This window comes from Paenibacillus cucumis (ex Kampfer et al. 2016) (assembly GCF_019748695.1).
Classification (GTDB): Bacteria; Bacillota; Bacilli; order Paenibacillales; family Paenibacillaceae; genus Paenibacillus; species Paenibacillus polysaccharolyticus.
Map to the genome: position 1 here is coordinate 15850 of NZ_JACLIC010000048.1, position 16601 is coordinate 32450.

Consider the following 16601-nt stretch of genomic DNA (forward strand, 5'->3'; position numbering starts at 1 on the left):
CACTGCACTATTCAACTCATTTAAATTAAGGTGCTCGTTTAGGCAATAACTTCACGTACTCATCAGACAGCTTCATCAAGCTGAGCACATGTTCGTAATCGGAACGGTACGGTTCCAGATTCGTGACTGGCTCATAGGTTTTGAGCGAGTATGCCGTTCCATCGTCAAAACCTGCACCAGGAATAAACATGATGTCATTATTCACAAATGAACCTGTCGGCAAGTAATAACGAATACCGAATGCATTGTGATCCATATTGAGCAAGTCATGCCCAAACGCTGTGAACTTCTCCTGCTTCAGCGATACGCCCATCAGATTCATGACGGTAGGCAGAATATCCAGTTGACCACCCGGCTGCTCAATCACTTGCCCTTTCGTTTGTTTCGGCGTATGAATCATCAGCGGAATATTGAATCGGCTTACTTTTCCATCGTATGGGATATTCAAGTTTTCCTGAATCTGCTGTGTAATCTCTGGTTCCTCCGGTAGTCCAAAGTGATCCCCGTAGAGCACAAGCGTTGTATTATCCCATAAACCGTTGGCCTTCAATTCGTCAATCAGTTGACCTACTGCGTAGTCTGTATAATTGATCGCTTGCAGGTAATCATGTAACAGTTTGTTTGTAATCGTCGCCGGAATTTCAATACGTGCGCGATCGGCTGGAACAGTAAACGGCGAATGGCTTGACGCTGTGATGAACTGAGCATAGAACGGCTGTTTGGCAGCCTGATGCGCAGTCATTTTTTCCACACCCACCCGATACAATTCTTCGTCCGATGGCCCAAAATCGTTGAATTTATCATTCGTAAAACTCGGTTTATCGAAGTATCTTGTGAAACCCAGGGCGGGGTACATCTTGTTGCGGTTCCAAAAAGTTACATCATTGACGTGGTATGTCTCAGACTCATATCCTTCTTTCGCCAGCAGTTTGGGCAGGCTTGGAAGGTCACGGTCACTATACCCGGCTGACATCGGTACAACTCCTGTAGGATAAATGGACGTATTCGACATAAACTCCGCATCCGATGTATTTCCTTGACCGATCTGTTGGAAGAAATGAGAGAAATAATAGCTTTCTTTCGCAAGATTATTTAAGACTGGCGTTAATTCTTGACCATTTAGCGAAGCGTTAATCGGAAAATTTTGAAAGGATTCCAATTGAAGCACAATCAAGTTACTGCCTTTTGCTTGACCAAAATATTTGGCCTTCACCAGTGCACCGTTATCCGTTTTGTTCTGGTAGGGATATTTGCTCACCAATGCATTAATCTTGGCAATCGTTTCGTTAATATTGCCATTGGCAATGGCTTCATTTTCCTTGCTCGTCAGAATTGCCGAGGACACCTGATAGTTCAGAAAACCGAGATTTTCAGCACGTACCAGCTCGTTATCAATCGTTTCCCCCTTGACGATAAAGCTGCCAGACAAAACGATGCAGAACGCCGCTGTAAGTGCAACACCCAGTTTGCCCCAGTAACGGCTACGATTTTTGCCAAATGTCAGGCTACTCTCCTGGTAACTGCTACGATAAGCCCCTCTGCTACGTCTGCGTCTGATCAACCAGAACGGTATAGCCAGAATAATATCGGCAAAAAACATAAAGTGTTGCGGCCGAACCAGCGGCCCGATACTTCCTCTGACCTGAGCAACCTGCCCCAGTTCACTTAACGCGGTGTACGTAGGAACCGAACTGAAGTGTGCATTATATAGCGTGGCTGCAAACAAAATCAGGGAGAACAAAACATTAAACGCCCCGTATACCGTGCGCTTCCAGCTCAGCGGTACAATTAAATCCAGCACGCATACAATGGTAAGCGCAGCGAGAGCATCGGTGAACAGCCCCACGCCCGACAACCCATTGAAGAAGAAATAACGCAGAAGCGATAACTTCAGCAGCATTAAAATAAACAAGACGGCAAATAAGGTCCGTGATGTTGACTGCTTGCTTTTATTCGTCGATGTAAACATGGTCGTTTTCAACCCTTATCTGAAATTTTACGTTCATTTTACAAAACGCATATTTCAGTATAACAGTTTTCGCGTCACTGTTCCATTGAGGTTATAGCGGACTCAGGCAATCGTGGATATATCCTCGTTCTTCATGCTTTGATGGTTGCGTGATGCTCGAATGACTGCCTGCGCTGCTGCAACTCGAGCCCATGGAATCTGCTCGGGTCTGCAACATACAGCCACTAACTTGATATCATGGATAAACGAAATGGACGCCGCATCTAGTATATGTTCACCGGTTATGGATGTTTTCAGATGCGGTTTGCGAATTCGCCCTTGCGTAGCTGTCATCTCCACTAAACGGCCTACCCCTTCTATATCAAAGGTATGAGAAGAACTACATTCCCTCTGGAAAGTCTCCTCGTCCACTAGCTCTCGCCCAGTTGTTTCCTCACGAGTGCTGCCGTATATAGATTGTGTCAGAGTATCTGCATCAAACGAGATAAAGTCTGCATAACGCGCGATTTGTGCTGCTTTCCTTGCAGAGTTTTGTGAGGTAACTGCAGCCCCTACCTTATAAATACAGTGGCGTCGCTCTTCACCAAGCACCTGATCCGCTACATGATCCACCAATGCTCTCATTTTTTGAATCTCTTGTACATGCTCCACATGCGGAATCATGATTTCGGGACGAACCCATAGCCCTTTACGGATACTCTTGACCGCTGCCTTGAAAATAGCCTCCAATTGCATTTCATGAATCCGGGATAAAATCAGTGTCGAAGCATTACTATCCTGCTCCAGCACATTTACATCCTGGAACAACTCTTGCAGCGGAAAATCAAATAATTGAATGTTCACCGGTCGTCCGTCCATCACTTCAAAAAGACATTCCATATCTGACTGCTGCATCGGCAGCAATCGTTCCAACCCACACCTGCGATCTGCTTCCGTATCCGCCAAGAGCATCTTCTGCATATAAGGCTTTCTGGACGGAGACAACAGCATAGTCTCGGTTACACATAACCCGATTCCCTCTGCATCCCATGCTCGCGCATGTCCAGCCTCTGATACATATTCCACCTTGGCGAGAATGGATAACTCTTTTATGTCATCAGCCCATTCCAGCAAAACTTTCAGTTCGGGCAGCTCCTGCTGCATACACGCTGTTACATCTTCTGATCTCATTCGGAGGAGAGCTTCCTCTTTTGAAACCAGCCCCTCATGCACGAAATGGACTGCGTTTCTGATCGTAGCCAATGAACTTAATTTCGCAGGTTGCACATGTTGTATGCATACTGAGTCCGACTTCACCACGTAGGAAAGTTCTAGTACTATTCCTGTGCGTCTCTCTAGCTCCGTACAGATTATCTCTAGATCTGTATAGCGCTTTGAATTATTTCTTTTTAAGTAAGAGAGCGCATGCACCATTCCAGACTCGCTTCTTGACGGCAGATAATCTCCTATCATGCCTTGTTCCCCCGTTGCCGGATTACGGGTGTAGACTTTCCCTGAACCTATATAATCGACATCTTTACCTTGTACAATGGCCTGTATAAGTACAGCTGACCCGCTTGTTGCTCCGTTTGCTGTTCCTTTTATTGCTTCTTCCTTTGTTTGATCCTCAAGGAGACCAGCTATATGATTCATCTTGTTAGCAGAAGAGAACACCGCTCGAACAGCTGTTTGAAGTTGAGAAAATACATCCTGTGGAAAAGGCCTTCCGCTGACCCCCTGAATCAAATCCTTCCATTCTTTAATCAATGATTCAAGCTCCGCTTCTCCTGAAAAATATGGCTCTGAATCTGCCGTCTTCACAAATGTCATTTTATAAGGAATACCATGAACCATGTGCCCGTACTGCTGAAGTAAGGTGAGATAACATTGAAGCGCATAAAAACGATTGCCTGTCTGGTGAGCGAGATGTTCGGCGGTTTCATCATTCAGACCTACGTAAGATACAGCGTATTCTTCTGATACGGAAGAAGAACCAGCCTCATCTGATCGCACATCAAACAGAAGCGGATGGTTCGGTCCTCCAAAAGATGTACCCGTTTGTTGCTCCAGATGTCGGATGGCTCTAACCAGCTCTTCCATGATTTCATCGGAAAGTTGACCAAGACGGGTACAATATGCGCGACAGCCATCCGTCGTAACGACCATTCCCGCTGGAACAGACCATCCTGCTTGCATCAGTTCTGCGAGGGCTACCCCCAAACCATGCGTCAGTCCTTCCAAGTCTGCACCTCTTTCTCCCAACAGCATTACCCGTTTAGTCATTGCAACTCTCCCATCTGCCGTCCATGGCTGTGATTAATTAGCAGCGTCGTTAGGCCTTAAAACAGCGCTACCTTCACTCTAATGTTATGTTGCAGGAGCGTCTTCAAAGACTACAGGTTCAACATTTTGTGAACGTTATTCTGTTTTTTTGTTAAATTTGATTCCGTACAAAGCAAAAACTCCTTCAGCATGAGCTGAAGGAGCCTTTGTTTGTTTTTTTGCATAACCAATACTACCCTATAAACCGCAAGATATCGTCGATTTTCTTCCCATGAGAGATCACACCGTAGTTCATCCACGTCAAAAAGTCTACCTCATAAACATTACCACTCTTCACGGCAGGAAGCTGCCTCCATTCCGTTCTATCCAGCAGTTGCCGTTCCTCTCCGAAACTTAAAGAGTCACGAGTATCAAAGGTAATCAGTAGATGATCAGCCCGAAGCTGACTTAATTGCTCTAATCCAATGTCGACTCTCCGCTCATGTTGTGTCCACTGTGTCACATATTCATGAGGGTTAAGACCGAGATCCCGATAGATGACTGGGCCTACATAACCAGATTGATCACCGTAAAGTGTAATTCCCGAAGCCGAAACACGGAGAAAAGCAACCGATTCTTTGCGCATACGTCCTTGCAGAAGTCTTTTGGCCTCCATGGCTTTATCCTCATATGACTCAATAACGTCCTGGACTCTATTGTTTCTGCCAAGCACGTCTGCCGCCGATTTCAAAATGGCACGCCAATCTTCACCCTCTTGATGTACATAATACACGGGCGCCACCTGCTCGAATCGATCCAGGTTCCATGTTTTATATCCCATGTCCAGCATGATGAACTCTGGTATATGCTCCGCCTGAAACTTGGCATCCCGCTGACTGACGTCAAATTCGGGCACATCATCCAGCTGTAAATAACGTTGTTTGCCCCAGGCCCTGTGCGAACCTTGCAATATCGGCTTTACTCCGAGCGCCAACAGGAAATCCTCCAAGTAAGGAGCAAACACTCGCACCTCCTGGCGGTGATGACGACGGTACACGCCTGGTGAGACTCCCGAGTATTGCTTGAAGCGGCGACTAAAATAATACTCATTGTTAAATCCCACATGACTCGCAATATCATGCAAACGATCATCCGTTATCTGTAACAGCTGTTTGGATCGCTCCAGTCGAACACGGTTCACATAATCAAGAGGAAGCTGGCCTGTCAATCTCTTGAAATGCCGCGTATAACTTGTTCTGGACAGACCGGCTCGGGAAGCTAGCTCGTCCACTGTGAGTATCTGATTATAATGCGATTCAATGTATTGAACGGATTGCTGGAGGGAGGTCCGATCATGATTCGGTTGAAGCTCTGGATCATTTTGACGAATGACATCTCGGAACCACTGTTGGAACTGGATTTGTACATCCCACACGTCATGCACAACTGTAACATGTTGCTGGCGATATAACTGTTCTATACACTCCACACAAGCACTCCAAGGGGTATATGTAAACTCAATTACGGATATCATGTTGTCAGTAACCAAACTTATTTCACGGTTAATAGCCTGCTTCTCCAGATTGTTTTGGATCGGCATTAACTTACCGGAACAGCTGTCTTCGAACATTGAATTCATATCCATTTTATAAAACGTCAAGGCCTCTTCTTCTCCAACATCAGCTGTTACAGAGAAAGAAACATCTGCGCGCACCAAACAAAGCTGGAACCCGGTTCCAGCTTTGTTTGGCCCTCAGAATACGTTAGAACGCCCCTTCCTTGCACCACAATAATAAAAGAATGAGTTTCCGTTTGCTGAACTGAATATGTTGAGCTTGTTTCCAATGTATAATTTACGTATTGTATACGTTGTAAGGAGCAGAGCCATGGCTTGGTCATGATGTGCTGTATTGAAGCGTACATTGTGCATCCATCTTCCTTATATGAGAATTGTTATCAATTAGATTTAGTGTAAACGAAAAAAGAAAGCTCTTCAAGCCACGCTGAAGAACTTTCTCTATTCAATTCACAAGTTATGGCGTCATCTTTTCCAACAAATCATCAATCTTCATGGAATTTGCAATGACTGCTCCGGACTGCCACTGAGACCTTTCCATCATGTAGACATGTTTATTTTTAACTGCCGGAAGCGACTGCCACAGTTTTCCGTCCAACATGTGGATGGCCTCCTGATTTTCTGCGGAATCCCAGGTTCCGTTCGAAGGAAACACGATAATGTGATCGGCATCCAGACTCGGAATCGCCTCTTCGGACAGAATCTCTTGGTACTCTTTCATATCTCGTGCAAGTGGATGTGGAGTGAGTCCAAGATCAGAGTAAACAAATCCGGTATACCGATTTTTGACCCCGAATAGCGCCAATCCTTTGTCTGCTACGTTTAACCTCACAACCGCAACCGTCTCATTTCCGATGGTTTGTTGTAATTTTGCTTTCGCATCTGCGATTTTTTGTTTGAATTGCTTTTCAAATGCTACCCCTTTTTCTGGCTGCCCTACAATATCGGCAATGGTCGTCAATACCTGATTGGAGTCCTGAAGAACACTCTCCGGCAGACGGTAGGTTGGGGCTACTTTGCTATATTGTTCGTATTGTGTTGCATCTACCCCACCGTCCACAATGATCAGATCCGGGTTGTATTGCAAAAGTGCCTCGATGCTGCCTGTTGTATCAAACTTTGGCGCATCTAACTTCAAATAATCCTGTACTCCCCAAGTGGGATGATACCACTGTACAACCGGTGTAATATCCAGCGCCTTGAGATAGTCCTCGACATAGATACCCGCAATCCGCTGTGGATGGACAGGGATCGTTACTTCTCCAAACTCGTCCTTCACAACACGTGTCTCGTTGTTTGGAGCCTCCGTTTCTACAGAGGTACTATTCTTGGCTTCTCCCTGTTGTGCTGACGTTTCCGTATTTGCGCTACAACCGGATATCACCATTGCAGTGAGCAATAACAACATCAACCACCCTTGAATTACTTTGCTTAGCCTTACCATCATGCATTTCCCCCTATGTGTAATCTGTAGATGTCATCATGAGAACAGAATACTTTAATCTATAATGATAATCATTCTCATAAAACTCTGTAGGTGAATTGTACATGATGTAGCTGTGTCGTCACAATACACATTTGAAGACTCTTTTTTATACAAACGAAGCATTCTTGATAAAAAATAACCCCTGCAAACGAATGCAGGGGCTGTTTATCTACAAGTGTTTTAATTAAGACTCTCTTCCTGATGTCTTCTAATCATCTCAAGAAGCTCTTCCTCACTATTTAAGCGTACTGAACCGGTATATTCCCAATCGAAATAAGGCGCGAGATTTACGGCAATATCCTCCCACGTGTCTCCTTCGTGCTGTAGAAGTATTTGATTTATTTTATTAGTAATCAATTCAAAATCTAGCCGACTAACGATAAAACACTTCGCACCCGTTATAATATCTGAGCTCTCTTTAAGTTCTCTTTCCAGCGCTTTTGGGGTTATTATTCCAAAGTCAAAATTATACGCACCTGTGTCATCTTCAGTTCCAATACAAGCGGTACCTGACAAATAAAAGTCATCTCCAATATCTTCTGTTTCTGTGAACTCTAATTTGCCATGGATGTTAGGATTTCCTGTAATGACAATATCTTTTAGTACGGGTTGGATCATATTAGTGCACCTCATATTTCCCTAATCTCCCTACGCCTTAACGTAACCCTCATACAACCGTTCCACAAACCCATTTTGCTCGCCACCTTGTAACAAGTAACAACCGATCAATCCAAAATCATCGCTGACATATCCCGCTAACTCCGGTTCACCTGTTAAGGCCAGTGTTCGTTTAAACGCAGTCTCCCTGATCTGTCGCAACACTTCATCTTCGGCAACGGTCGAGTCGCCGGCATAGTGTTCATAGGCCTGCATCCACTCATCTGCAAAAGGGTCTTCATCACGTTGGTCCAGATATGCATCAACATCCAGTCCTTCAAAATTGTGTTCGTTCAGCAAGCGTCCATCCTTCAAATCTTGCAATAATTTGCTTACATCGCTTCTGCTCATTCCGTCACTCCCTTATACTCTTTCTTCAAATACATCTCAGGTATAACAAACCGCTTTATGTGTTTACTAGAATCTGCTATAAAATGATCTAATCCCCGTTCCTCGTATTCTTTAAGTACACATTCGAAGATACGAGCAATAATGCCACAATCCGCCAGCGCATCATGTCTGTGAATGCCTTCTGTGTTCAGATCGTAATATGCGATAAGAAAATCGGTTGAAATAACGTCCGGTACCTCTGGATGAATATATGTAAACATCGCTTTGGTATCCAGCACATGGTTAGTAAACATGGTTAACCCGAATTCTTGACAATGACGCTCCAGCATGGGCAGATCATATTCGTATCCCGCATGAGTCACGAGCACTTGATTTCCGATAAAGCTGCAGAATCGCTCGTAAACCTCTTTAAAAAGTGGAGCCTGTGACATCGCTTGATTCGTAATACCAGTGAGTTTCTCCACCGCTGCCGGAATTGGTTTGGATGAACGAACCAGAGAAGAGAAACTAGTTGCACTGGCTCCCTCGCTCCTTTTATAACGTACTGCACCAAACTGAGTGACACTCTCCACAGCTACATCAATACCTGTTCCTTCCAGATCAAATATGCAGTATGTTCTATCCTGTAGCGGTGTCACATTTAGCTCGTCCACCGTATATGTACCCGGCAAAAACGTGATTTTCACATCTTTCACTCCCACATTCGTGTAATCTGAAGCATCTTGTCAGTTTGATCCAAATCCATCCTGTAGATATCCGGCATCGTCGTGCCCTTCCAGAAATCGAAACCATAACTCAGATTATAATGCTGAAAAATAAGGGTCATGATATCACCATGCGTACCGATTACGACCTTTTTCCCCCTGTGCTCGCCTAACATTTTTTCAATGGTGTTAATAGCCCTCTTCTGAGCCTGAATACCAGACTCTCCACCTGGAAAAGCAAAGGTGGCATCACGATACAGCTGCCGCTTGGCTTCATGAAAATCATCATGTTTTACGTGGGAACAAGACAGCGTACGCTCACGTAAATCTTCCTCAATGAATACAGACTTTCCGCACAAGTCAGCCAGACGCTGAATGGTGTGTACAGCCCTGAGATAAGGACTGGAGTAAAATACCTCCACGTCCTCTTTATGCAAAAGCTGAGCGACCTTTTCCGCGTCCAAATCCCCTTGCTCAGTCAGTCCACGTTCGCGCTCTTGACCTTCGATGAACCTGGATTCTGCATGTCGCACAAAATACAAGCTTGTATAAGCTTCTACGCTCATGCATCTACTCTGCCCTTCTTCTCGATCACAATCAGACAGGTGCTGTCAGGCAAGGAGACAGGTTTACCCTTCTCATCCATAAAAATAATCCGATCTGCCAAAGCTTCGGTATACCCTTCTTGCAGGAAATGACGTAGCATGATGATATCCACTTGCTCCCCTAACGTGTCGCGTATGCATTTCTCATAGGCTTGCGGTGTGAATATACCAAACTGCTCCTGAACTTCATGTACATAGGCTTCCTCCCCCCAGGTATACGTGTACAAAAACTCCATCGCATCATTAATTGGCATAATCACCTCATTATCGGATAGACGCTCGTAACTGATCCCGCGCCCTTTAAAGTCAGTTGCATAACGTTCCAGCCAGCTTAACCCATCCGGCTCCATGAATCGAATTCGTCGTTTTTGTGACTCCGGTTCACTCATAATACCATCCCGAATAAGGATTCTTCCGCCCGGCGAGAGCACCTGAAAAGCACTTTGCAACGCAGCCGCCACCGTATCAGTATTAAATCTGCGTCCGTCACGCTCAATATATGAATACAACTCATGCAGGATAGAGGAAAAGATCACCGTATCCACTGTTCCCGGTTCCACATACTGATCCAGTTGCAGGGCATCCCCTTTCATCACATGCCAACGATGGGACTCCCGTTGCTTCTTGCGTTCCAGCGCTTCGATTACGTTGGCCGAAATATCGATGCCGATCGCTTCAACCTCGGGCTTCTCCTGCTCAATCAAATCCAGCAACACACCGCCACCCGGGCCGATATCAAGTACACGTTTGCCCACCATATAGTCAAGGAGCACTTTTTTGTAGTCTCCCGAGCTATTCATATCCGAAAGGTACGTCTCTTCGTTGTGGAACCGATCATACGCATCCCGTCGCAGGCCAAACAGATCAAATAAAAGTAGTACCGCCTGTTCGTACAACGGAGATTTCTCTGCTTCAATGCAAAAAGCAATCAATTTTTCAGCCGCAGGCGAGAATTCAAAGGTTACAAATAACGTATCGGGCAGGTCGGGATACCGTTCAATCCGATGCCCCAGATGCGGATAAGGCAACTGCTCGCCAGCGGTAATCTGTTCCCATGAATACTGCTCCAGATATTTTTCAATCATACGTTTCTTGTAAATATTTAGCTTTTTGACACCCTTATAGTCGTAATACATCGTGTTCATTAACGGTTCGAAGCTGATATGACGTATAGAGGTCAATGAAGAGTCCTTTGAATGCCCCTCTATTTCCTTCTCCCACTCTTCGCTATGAAGTGCAAGTAAAAACACCTTGACCATCTCTTTCAGCGAAAAATCCCGCATGGCTGACTCCACATACCACAATGTACGCGATGCAAGAGCAGACAGTTGTTGCTCCACAGGAAACTGTTGTTTCAGCTTGGCATACGTTTCATCCATCGCCTCACCTTGCCGGATTGAATTACTTCTTAGGCGAGATAATCGCTCCTTCACGCTCCAATCTGTATGTTCCGTTCCTGACACAATCCAGTCCACAATTTGCTCTACTTCATCCTGAACCTGCTCCCAAAGACCAGAATCAACCGCTCCAATAATACATTGGTTCAGAGCCATTAACAGAATACGAAGTTCACCACCAGTAACCCAGCCTTCAGAAATCAAAGCACGCAACGGTGTATTCTCAGCGTACGGAATTTCCCCCCGTATGTATTGCCCAATCAGTCCATGTGTTGATATTAAAATACGAATGATCTCCTGTCTCGGCGAAGCTGCCGATTCCAGTCCATTTTCTTGCTCTGTAGTATATCGATGATATAGCTGAGCCGAGCCAATATTATGTACAAACAGGTTAATTCCTTGCTGTTGCCACGTTCTGCGCTGTACTAGTGAACCCCCTTTTGCGGTTTCCGACCAGGCCAGCACCTCTTCCAGCAGTTCCCGAATCCAGAACGAAAGTTGCATTCCATCCAGCATGTGAAGTGTGCGTTCGGTGTAATCCAATACCGCATTCGTCTTCTGAAGTTCGGCAATGGAGTGAATACGCTCCAGATTAATTCGCGGCTTCTCCGCCGCGACTAACCATTGTAACCATTGCGGCTCTTGTTGCTCTTTTTGCAAATGTTGTTGTTGGGTCTTTCCTGATTTATAACGTTGAATCACTTCCAGCGCGTGCAGCATGGATTCTCCACCCTCTTTATTTTCATGATGTTGTATGAACCGTTTCATCCAGCAAGCGCAGTCTGTCCCGCACAAACTGAAGGAGATACTCCTCTTCCGAGAAAGGCAAGCTTTCGTCCAAACGTGCCGCAGCGACAGGTAACATCCAGGCATCGATCTGCTCACGCGTGATCCCGGAAAGAGCGACGTAATGCGCTATATACTGCTCCAATATCAAATTCCGAGCTCGCTCGAATCCTTCTAGAATCGCAGGTTCCGCATCGTCCGGCAGCTTGCCGCTCTTTAATATTACCCATGTCCTGGCCACATCACCCGCAGGATCACCTGCCATGCCAGTCATCCAGTCTATGACACAATGTTGTTCTCCGTCCTTGCTTAGCATTACATTATCAGGATGATAATCACCATGGCATATCGCCCGCTGTTCAGGCAATCCGGACAAATAGTGAATCAGTCGTTCGTGTTCAAGATCGGAGAAGAGCGATACGCGCAGCATCGCGTGCTCCAGAATCTTTTTCTGAGAAGGCAATGTGTTACCCTCATCCTGTATCATGTGCACTTTATAATGAGTTGCCGCCATGATGTAGGATAGATGCTCCAGCCATTCCGGTTGCTGAATCATCAGCGATAACAATGTTGTTCCCTCAAACCGCTCAAATACAATACCCGTACGTGTAGCATGATGCATCTGTTTCACAGCTCGAGGAACGGGCAACCCCTTTTCATATACCCACTGACTCATGCGATATTCATTCTGTACCGCTTCTCCTGAGAACCCTGTCCGGTATAATTTTAAAATAAGATCATCTGCATAATGGTAAATCTCCGCCGTTCTTCCTTGTCCAATCAGCTTCATCTGCTTATCCCCCTGAGTACGTGTGATTTTTTGCTAATCAAACTCAATGCCTCTGACTTTGGAAAAAATGATCATATCTACCCATGCATCTGTGCGATCTCGTTTTATCCTGCGCAATATTCCTTCTTGTGTGTAACCGAGCCGTTTAGCTACACTGGCACTGCGAACATTTCGGGCATCACAACGAATTTCAAGCCGATTGGCCTGCAGATGTACTATGGCAAACTGTTCGATCCCCCGCACAGCCTCTGTAACCAAACCTTCGCCCGACCGGGAGGTCCGCACCCAGTAACCAATCTCGAAAGAGCGTGCATTCCAGTCCATCCGGTGTAGACCGCTACTGCCCACAAACTCATCTGTAGCTTTATCGCGTAAGTGTAACATGAGGTCACTGCGTTCCAAAAATTGTAGTCTGGCTTTACGTACAGAAGCTTCTGAGTCCTCTAATGTAGGAATGTTCTCTGCAAAAGGTAACCACGGCCGTAGCTCTTCCACACTTTCCCGAATCGCTTCATTAACATCAGCGCCATCACCCTACTCCTCCACCTGAAAGATCGAATCAATAATTAGCGGTAGCTGATCTCTGACAGAAAAGGCCCCGAGAACAGAGCGGGCATGCATTCCCTGTTCTTCTCCAAAAACGTCGATCATCAGATCCGAGAACCCATTCAGCACCTTATGATGCTCCTGGTAGGAAGCAGAAGCGTTGATGAATCCTTGCACTTTAACTACCCTTTTAACCCGATCAAGCGAACCTAGCACGTCACGAACAACCGCGAGCACCTCAAGTCCTGCATTCCGGGCAAAATCATATCCCTGTTCTGTCGTAAATTCCACGCCAAGCTTGCCGCGCTCATCCGTAGCCGGTCCTTTTCCTGATACATACATCATGCCATTTACAATGACAGCATTCGCATATTTCCCCGCAGGAGAACTGGATTGCGGTAGCGTGATTCCTAGTTCCTGTAGTCTGGCTTCGATTATGTTCATCATCAGGCTCCTTCTCTATTTTAGTCATGCATTCGTTGAATTCTTTCCCTACCTCACTATAGTTAACTCATCAGTTTATTGTTGTTTGTGTTTTTTTAATTCCATCCCGTCCATTGTACTCCTGCCTGTACGTCCTTGGCGACATCTGAACCGAGCGTTTGAACATCTTGCCAAAATGCGAAAAATTGCCGAATCCCGCCAGCAAAGCAATATCGGTCACCGACTCTTCACTCTCACGTAGTAACCGCTGGGCCTCCTTCACTCGCAGTAAATTCAGATAATCGCTAAATGTAAAACCCGTCGTTTGTTTGAACAACCTACTTAGATAATGAGGACTAATCCTAAACTTGTCTGCTACCTCCGGCAGCGTAACCGGGTTCTGATAATTTTCATTTAGATAACGGACAACGACCTGAATCTTGGGGTGAAGGACAGGGGCCTGATCATCCGACTGTATACGTGCTAGATGACGGTGACGGTACGTGTGTAGCAACAGCTCCAGCGCACGGTGACGTAGCAGCATTCCACTTCCCTCGTCGGGGTTACGCATTTCTCGGACCATTTCTGCCACAATCTCCTCTGTCACCTTGGCGACCTGAGCGGGGAATCTCACAATCGGTATGTCCCAGCGAAAGGGCTCCGTTAACCCTTCTGTGAGCTCACTCGTGACCGCCATAGCGGCAAACAGTTCAGGTTGCAGATACAGCACAATTCGTTCGTGGTCCGGCATTCCACTTTCCAGTGTTTTGTGCACCGTATTGCGGTCTACAAATACCAAGTCACCTGCTTTGACCAGATACGAACGATCTTTGATAAAATAAATGCGCTCTCCAGAAAGTAAATAATACAACTCATAATGGTCATGAAAATGATCATTAGGCATAGAGTAATATCCGATCCGGCGATCGTATTCCATATGTAATAAATCCGTTGCATCATGATAATCTGCACGAATGGCTTCGGTCATGTCACTCTCTCCTTTTTCACAATTATAGCAAAATATGCGGCGTTTGAAAGCGGTTACGCATAAAATGCGGTGAAAGAAGTGCTCCTTTGTTATACTCTAAACCTACATTCAAGGAGGCGATATATGTGGGGAACAAAAAACGTTATGTATTAGTCGGAACCGGTGGTCGTGCTGAATTTTTCTATGGTGCTTTGACCCGGGATTTTAGCGCTACTTCCGAACTTGTCGGCTTTTGTGATATCAATCAAGTACGTATGAACTATGCGAACAAGCTATTGCGAGAAAAATATAACTATGCTGAGGTGCCTACATACCTGGCAGATCAATTTGACCAGATGATTGAGAACGAGAAGCCCGACTACGTTATCGTGACCAGCGTGGATCGAACTCACCATAAATACATCATTCGAGCAATGGAACTCGGCTGTGACGTTGTTACGGAGAAACCGATGACTATAAATGAAGAGAAATGTCAGGACATTCTGGATGCAGTAAAACGTACCGGACAGAATGTACGCGTGACATTCAACTATCGTTATGCACCGCATCACACGAAAATACGCGAGCTTATTCTGAACGATACCATCGGCAAAGTGACTTCTGTGCATTTCGAATGGCTACTGAATACCCGTCACGGTGCGGACTATTTCCGACGCTGGCACCGGGATAAGCGCAATAGTGGAGGTCTGCTGGTTCACAAATCGACGCATCACTTCGATCTCGTAAACTTTTGGATTGGCTCACAGCCAGATACTGTCTTTGCGTTTGGAGATTTGATGTTCTATGGCAGAGAAAATGCCGAGGATCGCGGGGTTACCCAATTCTACAACCGTGCTACAGGTAATCCGCTCGCACAGGATGATCCATTTGCACTGCATCTGGATTCTGATGATCACCTGAAATCGATGTATCTGGATGCCGAGACTGAAGATGGATACCAGCGTGATCAGAGTGTATTTGGTGAAGGAATCAACATTGAAGATACAATGGGTGTTCTTGTCCAATATCGGAACAAGGCAATCTTGACGTATTCCCTTGTTGCTTATCAGCCGTGGGAAGGTTACCGCATTGCGATCAACGGCACCAAAGGCCGTATCGAAATGAGTATTATCGAACAATCCTACGTCAATTCCCTGGGTGACAAAAGCAAGGAAGGCGCTTTGATTGGCAAAACACTGCGTGTACTTCCGATGTTCGGCTCACCTTATGACGTTGAAGTCGAGGAAAAGGAAGGCGGCCATGGCGGAGGCGACCCTGTACTGCTCAATGACCTGTTCGGCGCACCGTCAGAAGATCCGTTCCATCGTGCAGCCAATCATGTGGATGGCGCCCGCTCGATTTTGACAGGCATTGCAGCCAATCGTGCGATTGCAACAGGCCTTCCAGTTAAAGTGGATACTCTGGTGCAATTCTAATAAAGTGCATGTAAATAGGCATCAGATAGAGACCTTGTATCTCTAATCTGATGCCTTTTCTGATTTTTATTTCATTGCACATTCTATTTCACATCCCATAGTATGTCTCATGTACCTTTCACCTCGGCATCAACATGGGCTGTCAAGTATTCACCTTCCTCCTTGCTCCGTTCATATACTAGGTATAAATGATGAACGGAGGATAAATTATGAGCTGGCAGCATCTTCGTACAGGCAAAACACTCCAGCAACGGTTGGCCCAATTCCAGGGACATCTTGCTGAGCTTAACGCCCCGCGTTCCGGTCTGGAGCCTGGACGCATCCGTCGGGTATTCCCTCGTAATTTTGTCAAAATCAATCATCAATTATTTATTCCGCTTAGCCTGAATTCCATTCGTGTGTTCAACATTCCACGTACACAGCGAGGGATACGGGTTGGCATTCGTACAACATTTCCTTCCCGCAATGCATTCCGAAATATTAGACTGGTTGGCGTTGGACTCAATTATATTGAGGTACAAGGCAAAGGCAGAGTTCCTTCACGTATTCTGTTTCCGCTTTCCAGCGTAGAGTCCATCTATCGCCCTAGCAAGCGAACCTTGAAGCGGAAACGTGGTTGTATTCGTCGTAGATAGATCAGAACGAGCTGAAAGAGCTACCCCAGTTA

14 protein-coding genes and 1 pseudogene are annotated in these 16601 nt (G+C 45.7%); 2 read left to right on the forward strand and 13 right to left on the reverse strand.

What is annotated here, in order from left to right:
- Window positions 1-25 precede the first annotated feature (25 nt).
- The 13 genes and pseudogenes from H7T88_RS26085 to H7T88_RS26145 form a co-directional block, all read right to left on the reverse strand.
- Window positions 26-1969: an LTA synthase family protein gene (locus H7T88_RS26085; protein WP_154886202.1), complete on the reverse strand. Its 1944-nt coding sequence runs from the start codon at window positions 1967-1969 to the stop codon at window positions 26-28.
- Window positions 1970-2071: 102 nt separating this feature from the next.
- Window positions 2072-4231, reverse strand: coding sequence for a putative PEP-binding protein (locus H7T88_RS26090; protein WP_221791219.1), 2160 nt, complete (start codon window positions 4229-4231; stop codon window positions 2072-2074).
- Window positions 4232-4463: 232 nt separating this feature from the next.
- A complete protein-coding gene (locus H7T88_RS26095) occupies window positions 4464-5849 on the reverse strand; it encodes an AraC family transcriptional regulator (RefSeq protein ID WP_221791221.1) in 1386 nt (461 codons plus the stop codon).
- A 394-nt stretch (window positions 5850-6243) separates the two neighbouring features.
- Entirely contained in the window at window positions 6244-7230 is a 987-nt protein-coding gene (locus H7T88_RS26100) for an ABC transporter substrate-binding protein (protein ID WP_090920731.1), read from the reverse strand.
- Window positions 7231-7452: 222 nt separating this feature from the next.
- Window positions 7453-7890, reverse strand: coding sequence for an Imm8 family immunity protein (locus H7T88_RS26105; protein WP_221791223.1), 438 nt, complete (start codon window positions 7888-7890; stop codon window positions 7453-7455).
- Between the two features lie 30 nt (window positions 7891-7920).
- Entirely contained in the window at window positions 7921-8280 is a 360-nt protein-coding gene (locus H7T88_RS26110) for an immunity protein PIM1 family protein (protein WP_221791225.1), read from the reverse strand.
- Window positions 8277-8966, reverse strand: coding sequence for a 3'-5' exonuclease (locus tag H7T88_RS26115; RefSeq protein ID WP_221791227.1), 690 nt, complete (start codon window positions 8964-8966; stop codon window positions 8277-8279). Before H7T88_RS26115 ends, H7T88_RS26110 begins: the two co-directional genes overlap by 4 nt.
- A gap of 5 nt (window positions 8967-8971) precedes the next feature.
- Window positions 8972-9550 (reverse strand): histidine phosphatase family protein, encoded by a 579-nt coding sequence (locus H7T88_RS26120; protein WP_221791229.1) that lies wholly within the window; start codon window positions 9548-9550, stop codon window positions 8972-8974.
- The gene (locus tag H7T88_RS26125; RefSeq protein ID WP_221791247.1) at window positions 9547-11706 is read right to left on the reverse strand and encodes a class I SAM-dependent methyltransferase; all 2160 of its coding nucleotides are present in this window, start codon (window positions 11704-11706) and stop codon (window positions 9547-9549) included. The genes H7T88_RS26120 and H7T88_RS26125 overlap by 4 nt, the downstream gene beginning before the upstream one ends.
- A gap of 22 nt (window positions 11707-11728) precedes the next feature.
- On the reverse strand, window positions 11729-12562 hold the full coding sequence (locus H7T88_RS26130) for a phosphotransferase family protein (protein WP_221791231.1): 834 nt from the start codon (window positions 12560-12562) through the stop codon (window positions 11729-11731).
- A gap of 33 nt (window positions 12563-12595) precedes the next feature.
- A pseudogene (locus tag H7T88_RS26135) lies at window positions 12596-13096 on the reverse strand (GNAT family N-acetyltransferase); the annotation flags it as partial.
- Window positions 13097-13555: a RidA family protein gene (locus H7T88_RS26140; protein WP_221791233.1), complete on the reverse strand. Its 459-nt coding sequence runs from the start codon at window positions 13553-13555 to the stop codon at window positions 13097-13099. It abuts the pseudogene before it with no gap.
- 67 nt (window positions 13556-13622) lie between these two features.
- Window positions 13623-14519, reverse strand: a complete 897-nt coding sequence (locus H7T88_RS26145; protein ID WP_221791236.1) for an AraC family transcriptional regulator — start codon at window positions 14517-14519, stop codon at window positions 13623-13625.
- A gap of 125 nt (window positions 14520-14644) precedes the next feature.
- Between H7T88_RS26145 and H7T88_RS26150 the strand changes: the two genes are divergently transcribed.
- Window positions 14645-15934, forward strand: a complete 1290-nt coding sequence (locus tag H7T88_RS26150; protein WP_090920758.1) for a Gfo/Idh/MocA family oxidoreductase — start codon at window positions 14645-14647, stop codon at window positions 15932-15934.
- Between the two features lie 209 nt (window positions 15935-16143).
- Complete coding sequence (locus H7T88_RS26155; protein ID WP_221791238.1) at window positions 16144-16569, forward strand: hypothetical protein; 426 nt, start codon at window positions 16144-16146, stop codon at window positions 16567-16569.
- The last annotated feature ends 32 nt before the right edge of the window (window positions 16570-16601 follow it).

What these genes read in the sequence shown, in the direction of transcription:
- H7T88_RS26120 (WP_221791229.1), bottom strand. Translation starts at nt 9,550, where the DNA reads ATGAGCGTAGAAGCTTATACAAGCTTGTATTTTGTGCGACATGCAGAA.
- H7T88_RS26085 (WP_154886202.1), bottom strand. Translation starts at nt 1,969, where the DNA reads ATGTTTACATCGACGAATAAAAGCAAGCAGTCAACATCACGGACCTTA.
- H7T88_RS26090 (WP_221791219.1), bottom strand. Translation starts at nt 4,231, where the DNA reads ATGACTAAACGGGTAATGCTGTTGGGAGAAAGAGGTGCAGACTTGGAA.
- H7T88_RS26130 (WP_221791231.1), bottom strand. Translation starts at nt 12,562, where the DNA reads ATGAAGCTGATTGGACAAGGAAGAACGGCGGAGATTTACCATTATGCA.
- H7T88_RS26155 (WP_221791238.1), top strand. Translation starts at nt 16,144, where the DNA reads ATGAGCTGGCAGCATCTTCGTACAGGCAAAACACTCCAGCAACGGTTG.
- H7T88_RS26100 (WP_090920731.1), bottom strand. Translation starts at nt 7,230, where the DNA reads ATGGTAAGGCTAAGCAAAGTAATTCAAGGGTGGTTGATGTTGTTATTG.
- H7T88_RS26145 (WP_221791236.1), bottom strand. Translation starts at nt 14,519, where the DNA reads ATGACCGAAGCCATTCGTGCAGATTATCATGATGCAACGGATTTATTA.
- H7T88_RS26140 (WP_221791233.1), bottom strand. Translation starts at nt 13,555, where the DNA reads ATGATGAACATAATCGAAGCCAGACTACAGGAACTAGGAATCACGCTA.
- H7T88_RS26105 (WP_221791223.1), bottom strand. Translation starts at nt 7,890, where the DNA reads ATGATCCAACCCGTACTAAAAGATATTGTCATTACAGGAAATCCTAAC.
- H7T88_RS26125 (WP_221791247.1), bottom strand. Translation starts at nt 11,706, where the DNA reads ATGCTGCACGCGCTGGAAGTGATTCAACGTTATAAATCAGGAAAGACC.
- H7T88_RS26095 (WP_221791221.1), bottom strand. Translation starts at nt 5,849, where the DNA reads ATGAATTCAATGTTCGAAGACAGCTGTTCCGGTAAGTTAATGCCGATC.
- H7T88_RS26110 (WP_221791225.1), bottom strand. Translation starts at nt 8,280, where the DNA reads ATGAGCAGAAGCGATGTAAGCAAATTATTGCAAGATTTGAAGGATGGA.